Below are 18,779 nucleotides of genomic sequence, written 5' to 3'. Positions count from 1 at the left end.
ATGGAACATATTGCACAGCACTACGGTATTCCTTCCGTGCAGCTGGGAATGCAGGTACTGGCACTGCTAAAGGAAGGCAAACTGGTATTCCAGGGTAAACCGGACCAGTACCCGGATAAACTTGTTTTCTCCGGCGACAATATCCACCCCAACACCACTACAGGCCATCGCCTGTATACCGAAGCGCTGGTACGTGCCATGCAGCAGTTAAGAAACAATGATCATCCGCTTAAACATCCCCTTATTGATCCTTATACCAAAGATAACTGGGAAGATGCACAGCTGCTGGCTGTGAAAGACCTGCCCCGGACCGGGCAGTGGTCTGATCTTTCCAACAGTACCGATTCCGTGGCGATTCAATTCCGCCAGCGCTTTCCATCGCTTGTTAAGTCCACACAACCCGGATCATCGCTGCAGATAAGATTCAATGGGCGCCTGGCAGGTTTATATGACCTGGTAGGCCCCGGCTGCGGTGAATACGATGCAACGATAGACGGGCAGGCGGCCAGACCATATCCCCGCTTCGACCGCCACGCCGTGTACTATCGTTCCCACTACTTTTTCATGCCCCTGCTCGATGCGGGGCCACATACCATTAACCTGGAGGTATCCGCAAAAAAATTAGATAAAATGGCCATCCTGGCAACCGGCAACAACCAGCCCGGCAACCTGGATAAATATAAGGAAAACGCCTGCTACGCAGGCTGGGTGCTGCTATTAGGCAGCTTGTCCGACCAAAACAAATAACGGAAAAGATTTTAGCAGTAAATCAGGGAAACTCAACAAAGAGATATTAACTTTAAGTACACGTTATAGAGATTTTTACCACGTTAATAAGTATCTCTTCATGAATAATAATGACGACGGGCTTTTATTGCATCAACTCAGGGAGGGTGATATAAAAGCGTATGAACAATTATTTAAGAAATACTACAAATCGCTGAATGTTGACGCTTACTACCTGTTAAAGGATGAAACTGAGGCGGAAGACCAGGTACAATCCCTTTTCATTGAAATATGGGATAAACAACTGTATCTTAACATCACCTATTCCGTTAAATCGTACCTCCACACCGCCATCCGTAATAAATGCCTCAGCTTTATTGAGAAAGGGAAAAATGAGCATAAAAGGCTTCACGCATATGCCAACACACTGGAAGATAAGATCAATGAAAATATTGTAGAAAATAAAGAGACTGCACAACAGATAGACCTCCTCCTGAGTGAGCTTCCCAACCAGCGTCTGAGGGCTTTCAGCCTGGTTTACCTGGAAGATAAAAAGTACAAGGAAGCAGCGGAAGAAATGGGCATCACCATTAATTCTGTTAAAACGCACCTTAAGCTGGCGTTAAAAATCTTACAAAAAAAGTTTGCGGGCTACAAATAACGATCACCCGTTTTTGCGCAAAAATCGTCTTTAAGTTACAGATGGAAGTAAACAGAGAACATATAAGAGCATTACTCTTCGAGAAAGTAACCGGGGCAATCAGTGAAGAAGATGACCGGCTGGTGACCGCTGCCATTGAAAATGACGCGGCAGTGGCGGATATGTGGAATCATATCCGGCAGGAACTGGACAATGACAAAGGCCGGCGCTTTATAGCCGGTATTGATGAAACACGGGGCTGGGACCGCGTAAAACCGCAACTGCAAACGCACGCAAAAATAGTCCCGGTACGGAGATGGCGTATAGCCGCCGCCGTTATATCGCTGATAATCGCAGCCGGCGGAGTTTGGTATTTTTCCGGGAGAAGTAGTTCAACCGGGCAACAACCTTTACCACTCGCTAAAAACACATTACAGCTACGGTTGTCGGACGGGAAAGAAATTCCACTGCCATCTTCCGCCGGCAATACCATTACTGCCGGCACTATGAAACTCGTTATTAACGGTAATGGTCTTACCTATACTGCTCCGGAAAATACTACCGATGAATGGGCCACGCTGATGGTACCGGGTAAACTGGATTATAAAATAGTGCTGAAAGATGGAACGGAAGTATGGTTAAACTCACTGTCCAGCCTTCGCTTTCCCTATGCTTTCAGGGGCGGCAACCGGGAGGTATATCTGTCTGGCGAAGCCTATTTTAAAGTAGCAAAAAATGAGCAGCAGCCTTTTATTGTACATGCCGGGGAAACAACCGTGGAAGTATTGGGTACCTCCTTCAACATCAATGCCTACGAGCCTGCCAATGTTACCACTTCGCTCATAGATGGCGCTGTGATAAGCAGCAGAAAGGATATCAAAGTGAAATTATCTCCCGGTTATCAGTCGGTTTATGAAGATGGAAAATTTGTTACCACCTCTTTTGACGCAGATAATACCCTGTCGTGGATGAACGGCACCACCCATTTCCACGATGAGAAACTAAGCAGTATTGCCGTAATTATTTCGCGTTGGTTTGACGTGCCTGTTATATTCGACAACCCGGCACTGGCCGGTCAAACGTTGTCGGGCGCTATCGACAAGCATAAACCACTGGATGTATTCCTCACCAATATCGCTATTTCTTCCGGTGTTCAATCCTACTACAAGGGGAACACGCTGCACCTTAAATAATTCATTTTTACCGTTCACCCATATCCGTAGAATTTAAGTCGTAAAGATGCGTTGTATATTCAGCACTTAAGTTTTACTATTTTGAACAACCGTATCATTGCTTCTTTTACCGCCCTCCTGATCACCGTTGCAGGATATGCACAGGACACCCTCCGCCTGGGGCCCACCTGGAAGGTACAACCTGCACAATCGCCTGCCATAGCGCCCGATAGCAGCCAATGGGGCATTGTTCCCGGCATAGACTGGAGAAGGATCACCACCGGGAAAAACAGCGCCTGGGCCGGCACGCCGCAGGATAAAGTAAACAGCCTCTGGTATGAGCAAACAATAAATATCCCGGCCCACTGGCAGCCAAAAAATGTGATCGCCGACTTCAGGCGGATAGAAGGCGATGCCATCATCTTCGTTAATCAACAACGTGTGGGAGAACTGCTCAGGCCAGGCGGCGAAATCAACCTGGGTCCCTTCCTGCATTATGGTCAGTCAGACACACTTCGTATTTTTATCACCAGGGATTATAATGGGATCTCGCGGAGCTTCACGGAGGACCCGCTTCGTTATCAGTCGAGGCAGGGCAGCGGCAACATCATCCCGGTGGCCGACTGGCCCATGGGCATCACAGCGCCGGTTACCATTATTGCACGGTCGCCCCAGGCCATTACAGATGTCTTCTGCATTACTTCTTTCAGGAATAAATCGATCACCCTCGAAGTGGAAGTGGACGCAAAAAATAGTACGGGCGCTTATCATCTGCAGGCAGAGATCACTGATCAGAACAATACCCGGGTACTCACGCTTTCCAACAAAACATTACAACTGGTGAATGGAAAAAAGGTGTACCGCATAACAGCCAGCTGGCCGGATCCCATTTGTTGGGAACTGGACAGTCCTTACCTCTACAAGGCAAGCGTGACGCTGATGCAGGGCGATAAAATGCTTTGCCGCTACCCTGGCGTCACTTTCGGATTCAGGGAAATATGGACCGCCGGGAACCAGCTTTACATGAACGGCCACCTTTCCCGCTGGCGGCTTACAGACGTGTATGGCGCCAATCAATATGGCTTGTCGCTTTACCGGCTGATCGGCTACAACGTGGGCCAGTTCCAGCCTCATCACAAACTGTGGTGGCTGAACGATGCAGAAACGCCCCTTCTCAATGAAGAAATGCTCAACGAAATGGACAGGACGGGAATGGGCTGTACTGTACCAGGACCAGGCGTTTCCGTGATACGCGATAAACTGCTGCATGATCCCGGGCTGCAGAACGACTATCAGCATGAAGCCGCATATTTTACCCGTCATTACCGCAATCATCCCAGTATACTCGCCTGGGTGATTGCCATGAACAGCGCCAATCCAAAATCAAATATCGATCCCGCCAGGATGGGCAGACGCGATTCCGTGTATTCTACACAAGGCAAAGTGATAGACCTCGCGTGCACAATAATGAAAAAGGAAGATCCCACCCGGCTGGTGTTCGCTCATGCCGATGGCAGTGTGGGCGACATATCATCCGCCAACGTATACCTGAATTTTGTGCCCCTGCAGGAAAGAGAAGAATGGCCAATGGCCTGGTCCGAAAAAGGTAATATGCCTTATGCTGCGGTGGAATTCGGCCCGCCTTACTGGAACAACTTCTGGAAGGGCAAACAGTTCCTGCTTACGGAATACTTATCTATGTATCTTGGTGATGCCGCCTACACTACCGAAGGCGAAAAAGGATTGCGGCAAACAATAGAAAGAAGCAACGCCGCCAGCAGTGCCACCTGGGAGCAAATGGACTTCCAGCAATATCCCGGCTTCTGGCGTTTCCAGGAATTATTTACCCGCAATACCAACCGTGCCTGGCGCACCTGGGGTGTGAACGGAGGCTGGCTGTACTGGCTGCTGGAAGGCTATGGTAATCCCAAAGGGGAAAAACTCCTGCCCTTCACGCAACGTTATAAATCATTGACCGCCCCGCTAACCGGCAAACCCTCCTGGGCAAATCCACGGTTCGATATTTTCAGCGAGGCTAATCAGCCGTTGCTGGTTTACCTCGCCGGATCGCCGGTACACACTGATAAAACACATATCTTCTTTGCCGGCGAAACTTTTGAAAAACGTATCGCCGTTGTATGGGATGGCGCTCATAAAATAGCACCAGAAGCAAAATGGATACTCAAACAAGGCACTAAAGTATTTCAGCAGGGGTCAGTGCCATTGGCTGTAAACGGCGGCGAAATAAAGCAATTTCCGCTTTCCCTGAAAGCGCCGCATGTAAGCACCCGGACCGATATGCAGCTGGTGCTTGCCGTTGCCGGAGCGCCTAATGATACTTTTCCGCTGACAGTTTTCCCGCGGCCCGCAGCAGCTGTGATGAAAGCGCCGGTATGGCTGTATGACCCCGCCGGGAAATCGGCTGCTTCACTGAAACAACTGGGCATACGATATTCACTATGGGAAAAAGGCCGTCGCATTTCTCCTGACGCTATACTGGTGATTGGCCGGGAAGCCCTGCAGCCGGGCGATACACTGCCTTATGCAGAAAAGGATGTAGCAGCAGGACTACGTGTAGTGATACTGGAACAGCCACTCTCCGTATGGGAAGGTATGGGGTTTGAAACCACTGCCACCATGCCGCGCTATACTTTTATCCGCGACCGGGAAAGTCCACTCCTGGCGGGATTGCAGCCAGCAGACCTGGTCAGCTGGCGGGGCAGTCCGGACCTGTTGCCGGAAGGAAAGCAGGCAAAGAGCTACGACACGCAACATGCACCGAAATGGACCAACCGTCACGCCGTTGCTTCCATAGCGCTGAAAACCCCTGAGATCGCCGGTTTCACCCCCATTCTGCAAACTGAATTTGACATGGCGTACACCCCTTTGCTGGAATGGCGCTATGGCAAAGGCAAAGTAACTTTCTGTTCACTGGATCTCACCGGCCGTATTGGCACAGATCCCGCTGCCACCCTGCTGGCTAAAAACCTGCTTACTTCGCAGCAGCAATTACTTCCCGGGTTACGCGAGGTATATTATACCGGCAATAGCAGCGGCAGGCAACTCCTCGTTGATGCAGGTATTCCCTTCCGGGATGGACCCGGCGCCGGTAATGCCATATGGGTGATTGGTCCGGATCAAACAGCCAGGCTGCCACTGGTCGATGCGTTTGTGGCCGCCGGAGGCATTGCATTTTATCTTCCGCAGCAACCATCATGGCTCACCGCGCAGGGATTAAATACAACAGTTAAAACAGTGGTAAAGGTCCATACAGGAAAAGCATCCCCGCTTCTCCGGGCTATCGGCCCTAACCTGCTACGGTGGAGAGACACGCTCCAGGTAGCCGCCTTTACGTCTTCCTCACTATGCGATGGGCTTCTTTCCCAGATAAACAAGGGCAAAGGTAAAAGCATCTACCTGCAACTCACTCCGGATCAATTAGCGCAACGATATACAGCTATTCCCGAAAAGCAGGAAGCCATCCAGTTAAGCGTGATCCGTATGCATCAGCTGATAGCGCAATTGCTTACCAACCTTGGCGCTGCTCCTTCTCCTGTAATTGCCCGCAAACTCTGTAAGGTGGACCGCCCGCTTTCGTTCAGAACACTCAGCTCATGGAAAGTGCTGGGGCCTTATACCGCATTCGGCGGGGCAAAGGCGCTGGCCGCCTCCTTTCCCGGCCAGGACGATGCTATTGCAGGCGCTGAAAACCCTAATCTCACCTATAAAACGGAAGATGGTAAAATGCTGGACTGGCGGCAAACTGTAGATGCGGGCCCGAATGGTTTTGTAGATCTCAGTAAGGCACTGGGAGGCAAAGATGATAACGCAGTGGCGTATGTAACGAAAAGTGTTAACAGTCAGTCAGTACAAAAGGCTATTCTTCGTATAGGCGTTGACTACTGGATGGAGGTATGGCTGAATGGCAAATCCATCCTGCGTGTAGATGCCAATCACCAGAAAAGGGAAAATGAATTTATCCTGCCTGTCGCTCTTTCTGCAGGCGAAAATATACTTACTATCAAAGTAGTCTCAGGAAAAGGCGGGTTTGGTTTCTGGGCCAATATGGCGTACCCGGAAGCAGGCGACATGCAAACCAGTGAAACGGAGAAGAGTAGTTTTTACCCGGTGGCCTATAAATTTTTTGATCCCTACCAGTTTGTTTACTGGTAGGGATCCAGCGGGATAAGAGCAAAACTATTCCCAGACCACCTTCACCTGCGCAGGCGCTTTGATATCAGATGCAACTTTTCCACCGGGTAATCGTGTATGCTTCACCGTTACTATTCCATAAGGCGTTGGAAAAGTACCTTCGGCAAATTGCAGATCGCCCAGGTGCGGTACTACTTTGATCACTTTACATCCCGGCTCCAGCACAGTAATGCCCAGCACATGCTCGGTTAGCCATGGTGTTGGCCCTGAGGCCCATCCATGGCATAAACTATGACGGAACCCTTTGTAACAGTAAGCGCCGTAGTCGCCATGAATATCCTTTTTCCCTTGTGGCACTAATTCATCAATACGAGAGGCGCCGGGCAGCCAATCCATATTAAAATCCTCCCAGAACGTTGTGGCGCCAAGATGCAGCATAGCACCCCAGTAGGTACGGATATCGTTTAGCCCTCCCTGGTAGTCGCCCGCTTTTGCTTTTGCCTGCAACATGTAGTAGCCGTAAAAAGTAGAGTAATCCTTTACGCCGCCGGCGCCAATGATCTCATCGTTCATTTTCTTTGCCGGGGCCAGGCCGGATAAGGCCATCAGTGCGGCGGCCTGTTTGGAGCCATTGGCATCCGGTACATGCTGCTTCAACCGTGCAATAGCGGCATGGCATTTCTTCACGGTGGCTTCATCGTTCAGTATTTTACTCAATGCGGCGCCTGCGTCCAGCGTCATGATCATCATGGCTTGCAGCCCTGCATGAATACCGGCTTTATTTTCACTGGATGGCCAGTCGAGGAAGCGGGTGCCGTCGTTCAGGTCTTCGCTGTTGCTGGCATCAATTTTTTTGGAGAGATGATCCAGTAATCCTTTCAGGTAACCCGCCTGCTGTTTCAGGTAAGCAAGGTTACCGGTATGCTGGTACCAGTCGCGCTGTATAAGCACCCACCACATGGAATAAGACACCATGCCATTCATGTACTGTGGCAGCGGGGTGATATCGCGGGAAAGGTCCAGGCTTTGAGGCACCACTTCATTATACCCGAAAACGGTGCTGATGGTAGATGTTTCCGGGTGCATATCACCGATCCATACCAGTCGGTCGCGTTTAATACCATCCCATAGATAGTCCTGCATATTCAGATGCACCGTGTAGGCGCCGGTCATCCAGATCTGGTTCAGCAATGTATCGCTGCATTTAAAAGAGCCGAGATAAGGTATGTCGCGATAAACAAAGATGGCCCTTACTTCTTTGAGCTGCAATTCCGTGTTATCATCCAGCAGATCTATCCGTACAAAACGGAAACCGGTATTGCCCACTTCCAGTTTTCCCAGCCAGGGCACTTCTACAATCATATCGCGGATGGCGTGATCGTTGGTGGCATTTTTTCCCGGCTCAATATCGCTCATAGCCTCACTTACAGATTCGCCAAAACGTACCCGCAGTTTCACCGGCTTACCGCTTTTATACATGCCGGTCACCAGTTGCAGGCCTCCATGCAGCTCCTTTCCAAAATCAAACAATAAGCCGGGATGCACAGTAGTGGTGCTTTTCAGCACGCACATATGCTGATTGGCCAGGTCGGCCTGCCCGTTGCCAGGCAACAGGAAGCGTTTGGCATTAATGATATGTTCGCCTGCGTTGGGCGTTTGCCATATAATTTTTTCGGGAGATAGATAACGCCGCACGGTAGCTGTTGACTGAACCGTGGCCATACGGCTACTATCGAACACCGGCGGCAACTGGGCCGCAGCTGAAATGCTGCTTAACATCAGTGCTACCTGAAAAATGGTATTATATATTTTCATGCAACCAGGTTTAGTATTTTACTGCCGTGAGCTTTACAGGACCTGTCAGGCCGGCCGGCTGATAATCGCTCTTTGGCGTATAGGGGTTTACGTTACTCCATGTTTTTCTTTCTGCCACCGGTAATTTGCTATCGCCAATAAGCCGGTTTACCCAGGTGTTCACTACTGTTACTGTTAACTTGTTATCTCCTTTCTTCAATGCATCTTTTACGTTTACACGGTAAGGTGCTGTCCATACGTTGCCCAGCGCTACGCCGTTCAGGCTTACATCCGCCATTACTCCCACGGCGCCAAGATCCAGGTATACAGTGGATCCTGCCGGTGGCTCATCTGCCTTAAAAGTAATTTCATAAACAGCATTACCGGAATAACTACGGATCTGTTCATTGGTATGCCGGCTCCAGTCCGTCAGCTGATCAAATACCACCGGTTGCGCCGGTCCGCGTCTGGCAGCATCAAAACTTACTGTCCATGGTCCCTGTAACTGCATTAGCGTAACTGCTTCCGGGAAATTAACTGTGTTATTGGCAGGTGCAGCGGCCTTCTTTTGAAACAGCACAAAACCACTTTGATAAGGGGCTAACGTTAACGGCACTACGGTGTGTGCTGCCTGCTGTGTAAACTGTTTCAGTTCACGCGTTTCACCGGTTACCGCATCCCACCATTCGGGTTGTTTGCCTGTAATGCGGAAAGCGGGCGACAATGAAATGGCTTGGTCCGACTGGTTGCTGAGGAAATATATTTCGCCCTCCCCGGTACTGCGGTGCGTATAAAGCACCGGCTCCGGCAACTGCGCTACGTCTGCCGGTAATTGCAATATATTCAGTGCCTGCTGCATATCCATATTGTTAAGTACCTGTCCTTTTCCATAGCTCCTTTGATGTTCCCGGCTATTGCCCCATAATTCAGCCGCAAGCCGCCGTACTTTTGCATCAGCAGCAGGATATTGTTGCAGGCTTGGAGAGCGTTTAGGCGCAGGCCCCAGGATAACAGCGCCTTCTTTTACCAGCTGTGCAATTTTCTCCAGCAGCTCCGGCCGCATGGTTTCCAGCTGTGGCAACACCAGCAGGCGATAGCTCATACCGTCCGGTAACACCAGCCGGCCATTCTTTACCTGCAACCGTTCCATGATCACTTCTGCATTAATGTAATCATAGGAATAGCCTTTGGGCAGTTCAGGATCTCTGACCCCGGTCATTTTAGGTGCATCTTCCCCGATAAAATAAGCAATATCATTAACTGCTTTACCTTGCTGCAAAAGGAAGTTACATCTCCTGATATAATCTATAAATGCCTTCCCCTGGTAAAACCAGGTGTTCTTCCTGTTGAACTCTGTACCAAAACCCGCGTTCACACCAGGTTCCCGGTCTTCATACGGCTGTTCAATAAACACATGTAAAAGACTGTGGTTGATCCCTTCCGTAAAGGACCAGTCGCCACGGCGCTTCAGCAACGCCGGGTAACGGCCGTAGGCGTTGCCGCCGGCAGTAAAGGATTCTGCCGCCACTCTTGTTTTGCCGTAAATATGCGCAGCGGAAGAAGCAGCGCGGCATTCGATATTTCCCAGTGTTCCTTCATTCCAGAACTCTCCTGCCACTTCATCTGATTGCCCGCCATATTTCAGGAACTCCGATGGGAAGCCCCAGTGGCCGTAATTTTCCAGCCACAGCTTCATGCCGTCTTTATGACTGGCCTTGCGTAACCCGGCTACGTATTTATAAGCAACACGATCTGCCACCAGGCGGCGGAGGTCCCACAGGAAGCGGTCCGACTGATCAGGGTTACCTACCACCCTGCCGGATAACACCGGCAGCCATGGCAGGGGATCGTAGCCATATTGTTTTTTGAAATCTTCCGCCATGTCATCGGTCCAGTTCTGTGAACCGGTTTCATAACTGTCGGCCACCACCCATTTCAACGCTGTACGTTCTGCTGCAGGAATGCTTTTGCGGATCTTACCCACAAAGGCATCATAATGGTATTGCGACCATTCATCACTGATCTTGTCTATTTCCAGCCCGGTTCCTTCCGGTGAAGCAGGACCGTTGGTAACACCAGTAGGCAACATGCCATACCGTACTACTATCCAGTTGCCGGCAGGTACTTTCCAGGTAAGGGTACCGTTGGCAGATAGGTTTTTAGTGAGATGAATAACTTTTGCCGGATCAATAGTAAGACCTGCACCATGTACCTCAGGCTCCTGCGGCCACTGGTACTCATTCCAGAGCGGCAGCGGGGTCTGGAACATTTTGGCCAGTTGTTTTTCTTCAAAGCGCTCAATACGCGGCGCCGTGAGCAATTTTATTTCCGCCAGCGCAGGACGGCCATCGCTGACTAACAAGCGGAACTGCCTGCCGGCGGTAGCTTTGAAAGAAACGGCCACCGGTGCATAAGGTTTAAAGCCTACATTATTCTGTGGATTGCTGCGGTCGAATTCAAATTTCTTTATGGTATGCCAGCTATCTCCTTCTTTTACCTGCAGCTCAAACTGCGCTTTAAATGGCTTTGCCGCCGGGTAAATAATAAGGCTCCTTGCGGTAAAGTTGTCCGCAACTTCTAAAGTAATATAGGGATCCTTGCCTGCAGGTGCATCAATCACTACTTCCTCCGTCGTATTCCCGTCTGTTAGTTTTTCAATATTGCGGAAGGTGATGTTGGAAGTGATGTGTGGTGCATGTTTGCCAATATCGTCATTATCTGCTGCGGGTACCGGGAATGCCAGCACCGCCACTGGCTGGAAGTCGGCCGGGACAGCCGGCAGTTGTTGCTGATACTGCTGCGGGCCATGAACAGTAATCTCCTGGCCTGCAAGGTAGCGCATCGATTGCGCAGGCCTGATCCAGGGGCCGCCGCTCTGGCTCCATCCCGGGCTGTTAAACAAACCGATATCTACACCATTCTCTGAAGCAGTACGTATAGCCGTCCGGGTTACCTGCCACCATTCATTGGAAAACAGTTTTACTTTTCCGTATGGCACTTCTTCTTTCGGATATCCTATATTACCGATAAAAGCGCGGCCAATACCTACTTTGGCCATCGCTTCCACATCTTTCTTCACTCCTTCCTGCGAAATATTATCGCTCATCCAGTACCAGTATACACTGGGTTTTATACTATCCGGTGGCGTTATAAATCCCTGTTGCAGCGGGGATTGCTGACCGCTGGCATTTAATGCAGCTGATAGCAACAGTACAGCCGCGCTGTACCGGGTGATATTCTTTATCATACGTTACATCTTCGTTTAACCGTAAAAGTTATAACAGCAGCATGCTGGTCTGCCGGGCTTTTATCCGCAACAAACCGCTTATGAGATCTTCGAAAATAAAAAAGGTTATCAGTATAACTGTCCTGGGCCTCCCTGCAGCAAAGGATTGCCGGGATTAAGCATACCCATCCGGCCAAGCCACTTCATCGTGATCTGCATCCACACCTCCACCGGCAGTTTCAATACAAAACCGTGGTTGCCTTCCGGGTAAATATGCATTTCGGCAGGTACATGCTGATGGCGAAGGGCCTGGTAAAACAGCAGGGAGTTATCGACATCCACTACAGTATCATCCCCGGTATGAAACAGGATTGTTGGAGGAGTTTGCGGCGTCACCTGCCGGTCGTTGGAGTAATTTTTTATCGCCTCTTCTCCCGGCTGGCTGCCCAGTAAATTTAAACGGGAGCCGGAATGCGTAAGGTTCTTTTCCATGCTGATCACAGGATATACCAGGATCATAAAATCGGGGCGCAGGTTGATACCGGCATTGGCGGCCAGCACGGGCTTATTGAAATGGGTGCCTGTTGTGGAAGCGAGGTGACCGCCGGCAGAAAAGCCCATAATACCTACACGGTTGTTGTCTATATTCCATTCGGCGGCATGCGTGCGGATGATTTTCATGGCTTCCTGTGCATCCTGCAAAGGACCACTGCTTTTGTCCTGCATGATCTTATCGTCCGGTAAGCGGTACTTTAGTACAAAAGCGGCGATGCCCTGTTTTTGAAAATACGCTCCTATATCAAGCCCTTCTTTCTGCAATACCACCCATGAATAGCCTCCGCCCGGGCAGATCAGGACTGCGGTGCCCGTGGCTTTTTCCTTTGGCGGCAGGAACACTGTTAAAGTAGGCACACTGGTATGCCCACGGCTGTTGTCTTTGTTGATTATTTCTTCATTGACGGTGGCAATTCCACCGGGAGGAAGACCGTCATACAAAGGCATTACGGTTTGTGCATGGGCAGCAAAGGCAACGAAGCTCAAAAGCAGGATAAAGAGGGCACGCATAATAATAGTTATTGGTGGTAATGATAATCAAAACTTCACAAAGTTGCATCATGCGTCACCGAATAATATTTCAGTTCTATCAGGTCGTTGGGCATGGGCTTACTGTTCCAGTGCGAATGAATGGCCAGTGCGGCGCCCATTGCAGTGGCCTGCGCCATAGACGCAGCAAAGATTTCAAGATCCGGGAACAGGGAGGCCAGCAGGTTCATGTAAATGACGTTCTTACTGAATCCACCGTCAACGAATATACGTTTTACCCGGGCGCCTTTTAATACCCTGCCGGTAGCAATGTATTGCTGGTTGGCAATATCCAGCATCAGCTGGTGATAGGCTTCAATATCAGACGCAAAAGTATCCAGGTCACGCTGCCCGAATACGGATGCCTGCATTCGCTGTTTATCGGCCTGCAGCTGTGGCGGATCCTGTTTATTCCTTTCCTTCAGCATACGGATGATATTGGCATCATACTCCACCGACCGGTAACGGCCGGCATGCTGATCAAAATGCGCGGCAATACGTTTTACCTGTTGCTCATGCTCATAGCCTGCAAACAAGCGGGAGGCCTTTACAGGCTTGCCCTGGAACGACATATAACATAAACAATCCGCCTCCAGCTCTTCCGGCGTAAGAGGCGTATCGTTAAAAGGGTTCAGGCTGATGCACCAGGTGCCGGTGGAAATCAATACGAAAGGTTCGTGGAAATTAACCAGGTATGGGATCAGCGCAGCGGAGCTGTCGTGCAATCCCGTGCCCACAGCATAGTTATTTCCCGGGAACGCAGCAGGCATCACTTCTCCGGAAGAAAAAAGAGGCGCCAGCTTTTCCAGCACCCCTTCCTTTATTAACCACGAATGATATTTATTTTGTTTAAAGTCCCACAGGTTGGTATGGCAACCAATACTGGTAATATCCGAGCAGGCGATGCCCGACAGCAGGTAGCTCATGTATTGCGGCAGATGCAGCGCATATTTCACGCGACTGAACACCTCGGGCTGTTCATATTTCAGCCGGTACAGCTGCATACCTGAGTTAAGGCTTCCCAGTACAGGCGATGCCGCCTGTACCGAGAAGTTGGTTTCACCGCCGTATTTGCTGTAAAACTGCTGACTTAATGCAGCCGGATATTCCTTCAGGTAATTGTATAGTGGTGTTAGTGGGCGCCCTTCTTCATCAATATATACCAGGCTTGCGCCGTAGGTGGAAAAGTTGATGGCTTTGATAGCCACATCTTTTCTTCCGAATACTTCCCTCAGCGAATCGAATACAGAGAGCCGGAGGCTTTCCAGGTTTTCACAGGGTGCGCCATCTTCATCTGTAGTTTCCGTAAAACGGGCTGTACGCTCAAAGATGATCTTGTACTGTTCATCAAAGAGAAACAGTTTCTTGTTGGTTTTTCCAACATCAAAAATGGCAATAACGGGAATCTCGCTCATAAACACTTTTAAATTACAAACCAGTGGCCATTGTTTTGGCTCCTCTTTCACGTACCAGGTGATCTCTCACTTTTTCAGAACGGTATAACGCCAGCGGGTTCAATGCGCCGCCGGATTGTATCCTGGCTTCGGCTACCAGCGGCCGCACATCTGTACGGAACGCCTGTTGCAGTATTTCCTGGGCCGTTACCACATCATTGTGCTGCTGCGCCGCCAGTAATTGTTTCCGGTCTACCAGCAAAGCCTGCGCGTAAGTGATCATAATAGCTTCTACCGACTGTAACAGGTCTTCCAGCGGATCTTTCACATTGTGCGAGGCGTCTATCATCCAGCCAAGGTCCGTGGTATGATTCATGCCACGGGCATCCATTCCTTCCACCAGTTCGTTGAAAATGAGAAACAGCTGGTAAGGCTTGATGCTGCCAACGGTCAGGTCGTCATCGCCGTACTTTGAATCGTTGAAATGGAAACCGCCGAGTTTACCTTCCATCAGCAGCAGGGCTACAATCTGTTCAATGTTTGCATTGGGCAGGTGATGTCCCAGATCCACCAGCGTATAGGCTTTCGGGCCGAGCTTATTGGCATATAACAGCGACTGGCCCCAGTCGCCCACCGTAGTGGAATAGAAATTAGGTTCCGCCGCTTTGTACTCCACAAACATTTTCCAGTGGTCCGGCAGGGCGGCGTAAATTTCCTGCAGGCCTTCCAGTGTGTTCTGGAAAGCATGCCGGAAATTGAGCTGGCCGGGGAAACAGGAACCATCGGAAAGCCATACGGTGAGGGCATCAGAGCCAAGCTCTATACCATGACGGATCACTTCTATATTATGTTCAACCGCCTGTTTGCGGATGTCTTTATTTACATTCTGCAGGGAGCCGAATTTATAGCTCAGCGCCTGCCCAGGCTGATCCTGGAAGGTATTGGAGTTCATCGCATCAAAGCGGAGGCCATGCTGTGCAGCCATAGCTTTAATATGCGCCGGGTTGGATGGAATATCCCAGGGGATATGCAGGGAAATAGCGCCGCTGGACTGGTTCAGCTGGTGCAGCAGGCCAATGTCTTCGATCTTTTCTTCCAGGCTGCGTGGCTCGCCACCACCGGGAAAACGCCCAAAGCGGGTACCACCGGTGCCAAGCGCCCAGCTGGGAATGCCCACCTGGAAGGCTTTCAGGCGCTGCAGTATATCGGGCACATTTTTTATTTCCCCGGAAAGATATTCAAACGCCCGCTGCTGTGCAGCCATTCCGGCCTGGTTATGTTCCTCTATCCTGTATTTTTCAATTCTCATGATGATCTTTTTAACAGCAGATAAAATAATATTTTTATCTCACAAAAGCCATGGCTACACCGCCATCAACATTCAGTACATTACCTGTTGCCTTGTTCAGTAATCCTCCTACAAAAGCATAGCAGGCATTGGCAATATCTTCCGGTACAATGATCTCATTTAACAGGGTGCGTTTTGCATAAAACGCAGGTAGTTCTTCCACCTTTACGCCATAGGCTTTGGCGCGGCCTTCCGCCCATGCGCCGGCCCATATTTTACTGTCGGAGATCACCGCATCCGGGTTTACTACGTTCACGCGTATACGATCTTTCCCCAGTTCTGCGGCATTGAGCCTGCTCAGGTGCAGCTGCGCTGCTTTCGCAGAACCATAGCCTGCATTGTTGGGGCCAGACACCAGCGCATTCTTGCTTACAATGTTCAGTACATCTCCGCCGGTGTCCTGTTTGCGCATAATTTCCACACCGGTTTGTGTAACCAGGAACTGTCCTTTTACGAGCACATCATATAACAGGTCCCAGTCTTTTTCCGTATGCTCTTCGATAGGTTTTGAGATAGATAAACCGGCGCAGTTCACTATAATGTCCACTCCCCCGAACGCCAGTACAGCGGTATTATAAGTGTTACGAATAGACGCGGCGTCTGTAACATCCAGGAGGTCTGAGGTGAATCCATCTTTCCCAAACAGTTTATTAAACTCTTCAGTGGCGGAGGAGAGTCGTTGTGCATCATTATCATTGATCACCACTACCGCGCCTTCTTCCGCAAACTTTTTGGCGATGGCTTTACCGATGCCGCCGGCGCTGCCTGTTACCAGGGCTATCCGGCCGGTAAGTGCTTTAGGCCGGGGCATGCGTTGCAGCTTTGCTTCTTCCAGCAGCCAGTATTCAATGTTAAATGCTTCCTGCCGTGGCAGGGAGGTATATTCAGAAATGGCTTCTGCGCCTTTCATTACATTGATGGCGTTGATATAGAATTCAGCGGCCACACGGGCGGTTTGTTTATCTTTTGCAAAGGTGAACATACCTACGCCCGGATACAGGATCACAACGGGATTGGGATCGCGCATGGCCGGGCTGTTGGGATGTTTGCAGGTATTGTAATACTCCTGGTACATTTCCCTGTAAGCAGTGAACAGCGGGGCCAGCGATGCTTTCACGGCTGCTACATCATTCAGGTCGGCATCAGGTTGCAGGTTCAGTACCAGCGGGCTGATCTTTGTACGGAGGAAGTGATCCGGGCAGCTGGTACCCAGTGGCGCGAGCCTGTCGAGATCATTGGAATTGATAAATTCAAGTACTCTCTGGTCGTCGGTAAAATGGCCCACCATTTTTTGCTGTGAGGAGCAGTATCCGCGCAGCACCGGCGCCAGTGCAGCTGCCTGGGCTTTGCGGCGATCGGCCGGGAGGGACTGTATTTTAGCGCCGCCAAAAACGGGTTTGTTGCGGCCGGTATTTTCCTCCAGGTATTCCGCACAGCGCTCAATCACTTCCAGGGTGTTGACATAGCTTTCATAAGCAGTATCGCCCCAGGTGAACAGTCCATGCGAGCCCAGCATGATACCGCGGATGCCGGGGTTTTCATCCAGGCACTGCTTTAACTGCAATCCGAGGTCAAATCCGGGCTTTTGCCAGGGCACCCAGCCAATGGTGCCATTAAACAGCTCCTGCGTGATTTTACGGCCGTCTTTTGCCGCTGCAATGGCAATGGCTGCATCGGGATGGAGGTGGTCAATATGTTTGAAGGGCAGGAAACCATGCAGGGGGGTATCAATGGACGGTGCTTTTGAGCTGAGGTCATAGATACAATGGTTAAACAGTTCCACCATTTCATCTTCATGTGCTATGCCCCTGTATATATTTTTCAGGCTGCGTAGACGGTCTACATACAAAGCAGCCAGACCGCTTTTCTTGAGTGTGCCCAGGTCGCCGCCGGAACCTTTTACCCACATTACCTCAACGGGGGCTCCCGTCAGCGGATCTTTTGCCATGGCTTTGCAGGAGGTGTTCCCACCGCCGTAATTGGTGAGCCGGAGGTCTGCGCCGAGTAAATTGGAACGATAAATCAGCAAGGCTACTTCGTCACCAGCCATGGAGGCGGCTGTTGCTTCATCCCATAAATAGCTGACATGCCTGAATTGCGTAGTAGTTCCATCTAAAGACATACTCTATGAATTTTAACGTTTTTAATTGCGATATAATGCGGGTTAATTTTCTAATGAATTACCATATCCGACCAGTACTACAGAAAGAATAATAGTGAATATGCCCAGTGAAATAATGGCGAATGTTTTTTTGCTGGCGTTCTTCCATTCCTTCAGCACAAAGCCCCACATACCGGAAATGAGGATAATAAAAGCCATGTGCAGGATCCAGGAGCTGGCGTCATTGCCCAGTTTACTTTCTCCCATTCCATAAAAAAAGAATTGCAGGAACCAGGTAGTGCCGGCAATGGCGGCAAATAAATAATTCTTTACCAGCGGGGTACTTTTATTCGTATAGTCAGTGAACGAGCGGTTACGCCTGTTGAGGAGCATACACCAGATAAAATTGGTGGTAAGCCCGCCCAGCATAATCACTACAAAAATAACATTGTTACGGAACAAAGGGTTGGTATTATTGGCCTCCGCCGCCTTGCCCATGCTATTGCCGGCAGTGATGGCAAAGCTCATACAGGCGCTCAGGATACCCGAAACAATAGCTACCACCAGGCCTTTACGGAGATTAAATTCCTGAATGCTCTCTGTTTTCTGTTCCCTGGTGAGCTCCTTTTCTTTCATCATGCCTGCCTTTCCGCAAATGGCAATACCCAGCAGGCATACCACCACGCCCAATAACACATACAATCCCCTCCTGCTGTGCCACATAGCGCCTATATTATTGGGATCATCAGTAAACAGGCTGCGGTAAATGGGCGGTATCAGCGCACCGAACGCAGAACAAAACCCCAGCGCAACCGCCATCCCCAGCGACATGCCCAGGTACCGCATGGATAAACCAAAGGTTAAACCGCCGATTCCCCATAATACGCCCAGGAAATAAGTCCAGAACAATACTGCGCCTTCCGTGTTGCGGATAATATCCATAAAACCGGGAACAGTAAGCCAGGCAGCTACCAAAGGCACCACCAGCCAGGAAAAGATCCCCCCAACAATCCAGTAACTTTCCCAACTCCACCCCTTCACCTTCTTGTAAGGGATATAAAAACTCCCAGATGCAAATCCACCTATAAAGTGAAATAAAACTCCCAGTAAAGCCTGCATATTGATGTAGTAATTTGTAACGTG

The 18,779-nt window shown here is 50.0% G+C and carries 11 protein-coding genes; 4 read left to right on the top strand and 7 right to left on the bottom strand.

Features of this window, described 5'->3' with window-relative positions; all coding sequences use genetic code 11:
- From VIM72_RS29085 to VIM72_RS29070, 4 genes are all read left to right on the top strand, one after another.
- On the top strand, positions 1–747 hold a 747-nt coding region (locus tag VIM72_RS29085; protein WP_332006313.1), incomplete at its 5' end, for a hypothetical protein.
- Positions 748–847: 100 nt separating this feature from the next.
- Positions 848–1,387: a sigma-70 family RNA polymerase sigma factor gene (locus VIM72_RS29080; protein ID WP_332006312.1), complete on the top strand. Its 540-nt coding sequence runs from the start codon at positions 848–850 to the stop codon at positions 1,385–1,387.
- A 41-nt stretch (positions 1,388–1,428) separates the two neighbouring features.
- A complete protein-coding gene (locus VIM72_RS29075) occupies positions 1,429–2,559 on the top strand; it encodes a FecR family protein (protein ID WP_332006311.1) in 1,131 nt (376 codons plus the stop codon).
- 81 nt (positions 2,560–2,640) lie between these two features.
- On the top strand, positions 2,641–6,711 hold the full coding sequence (locus VIM72_RS29070) for a glycoside hydrolase family 2 TIM barrel-domain containing protein (RefSeq protein ID WP_332006310.1): 4,071 nt from the start codon (positions 2,641–2,643) through the stop codon (positions 6,709–6,711).
- Between the two features lie 24 nt (positions 6,712–6,735).
- On the opposite strand, the gene VIM72_RS29065 is transcribed toward VIM72_RS29070, so the two are convergent.
- The 7 genes from VIM72_RS29065 to rhaT form a co-directional block, all read right to left on the bottom strand.
- On the bottom strand, positions 6,736–8,505 hold the full coding sequence (locus VIM72_RS29065) for a hypothetical protein (RefSeq protein WP_332006309.1): 1,770 nt from the start codon (positions 8,503–8,505) through the stop codon (positions 6,736–6,738).
- A 10-nt stretch (positions 8,506–8,515) separates the two neighbouring features.
- The gene (locus VIM72_RS29060; RefSeq protein WP_332006308.1) at positions 8,516–11,731 is read right to left on the bottom strand and encodes a glycosyl hydrolase; all 3,216 of its coding nucleotides are present in this window, start codon (positions 11,729–11,731) and stop codon (positions 8,516–8,518) included.
- A gap of 108 nt (positions 11,732–11,839) precedes the next feature.
- Positions 11,840–12,775: an alpha/beta hydrolase gene (locus VIM72_RS29055; protein ID WP_332006307.1), complete on the bottom strand. Its 936-nt coding sequence runs from the start codon at positions 12,773–12,775 to the stop codon at positions 11,840–11,842.
- 35 nt (positions 12,776–12,810) lie between these two features.
- Positions 12,811–14,208 (bottom strand): FGGY-family carbohydrate kinase, encoded by a 1,398-nt coding sequence (locus VIM72_RS29050; RefSeq protein WP_332006306.1) that lies wholly within the window; start codon positions 14,206–14,208, stop codon positions 12,811–12,813.
- A 13-nt stretch (positions 14,209–14,221) separates the two neighbouring features.
- Positions 14,222–15,496, bottom strand: coding sequence for a sugar isomerase (locus VIM72_RS29045; protein WP_332006305.1), 1,275 nt, complete (start codon positions 15,494–15,496; stop codon positions 14,222–14,224).
- A 34-nt stretch (positions 15,497–15,530) separates the two neighbouring features.
- Positions 15,531–17,657: a bifunctional aldolase/short-chain dehydrogenase gene (locus tag VIM72_RS29040; RefSeq protein WP_332006304.1), complete on the bottom strand. Its 2,127-nt coding sequence runs from the start codon at positions 17,655–17,657 to the stop codon at positions 15,531–15,533.
- Between the two features lie 42 nt (positions 17,658–17,699).
- The gene (rhaT, locus tag VIM72_RS29035; protein ID WP_332006303.1) at positions 17,700–18,755 is read right to left on the bottom strand and encodes an L-rhamnose/proton symporter RhaT; all 1,056 of its coding nucleotides are present in this window, start codon (positions 18,753–18,755) and stop codon (positions 17,700–17,702) included.
- Positions 18,756–18,779 lie beyond the last annotated feature (24 nt).

Source organism: Chitinophaga sp., from assembly GCF_036569185.1.
GTDB lineage: Bacteria > Bacteroidota > Bacteroidia > Chitinophagales > Chitinophagaceae > Chitinophaga.
Note: the sequence above shows the minus strand (reverse complement) of the source record. Positions and strands in the feature narration are given on the sequence as shown.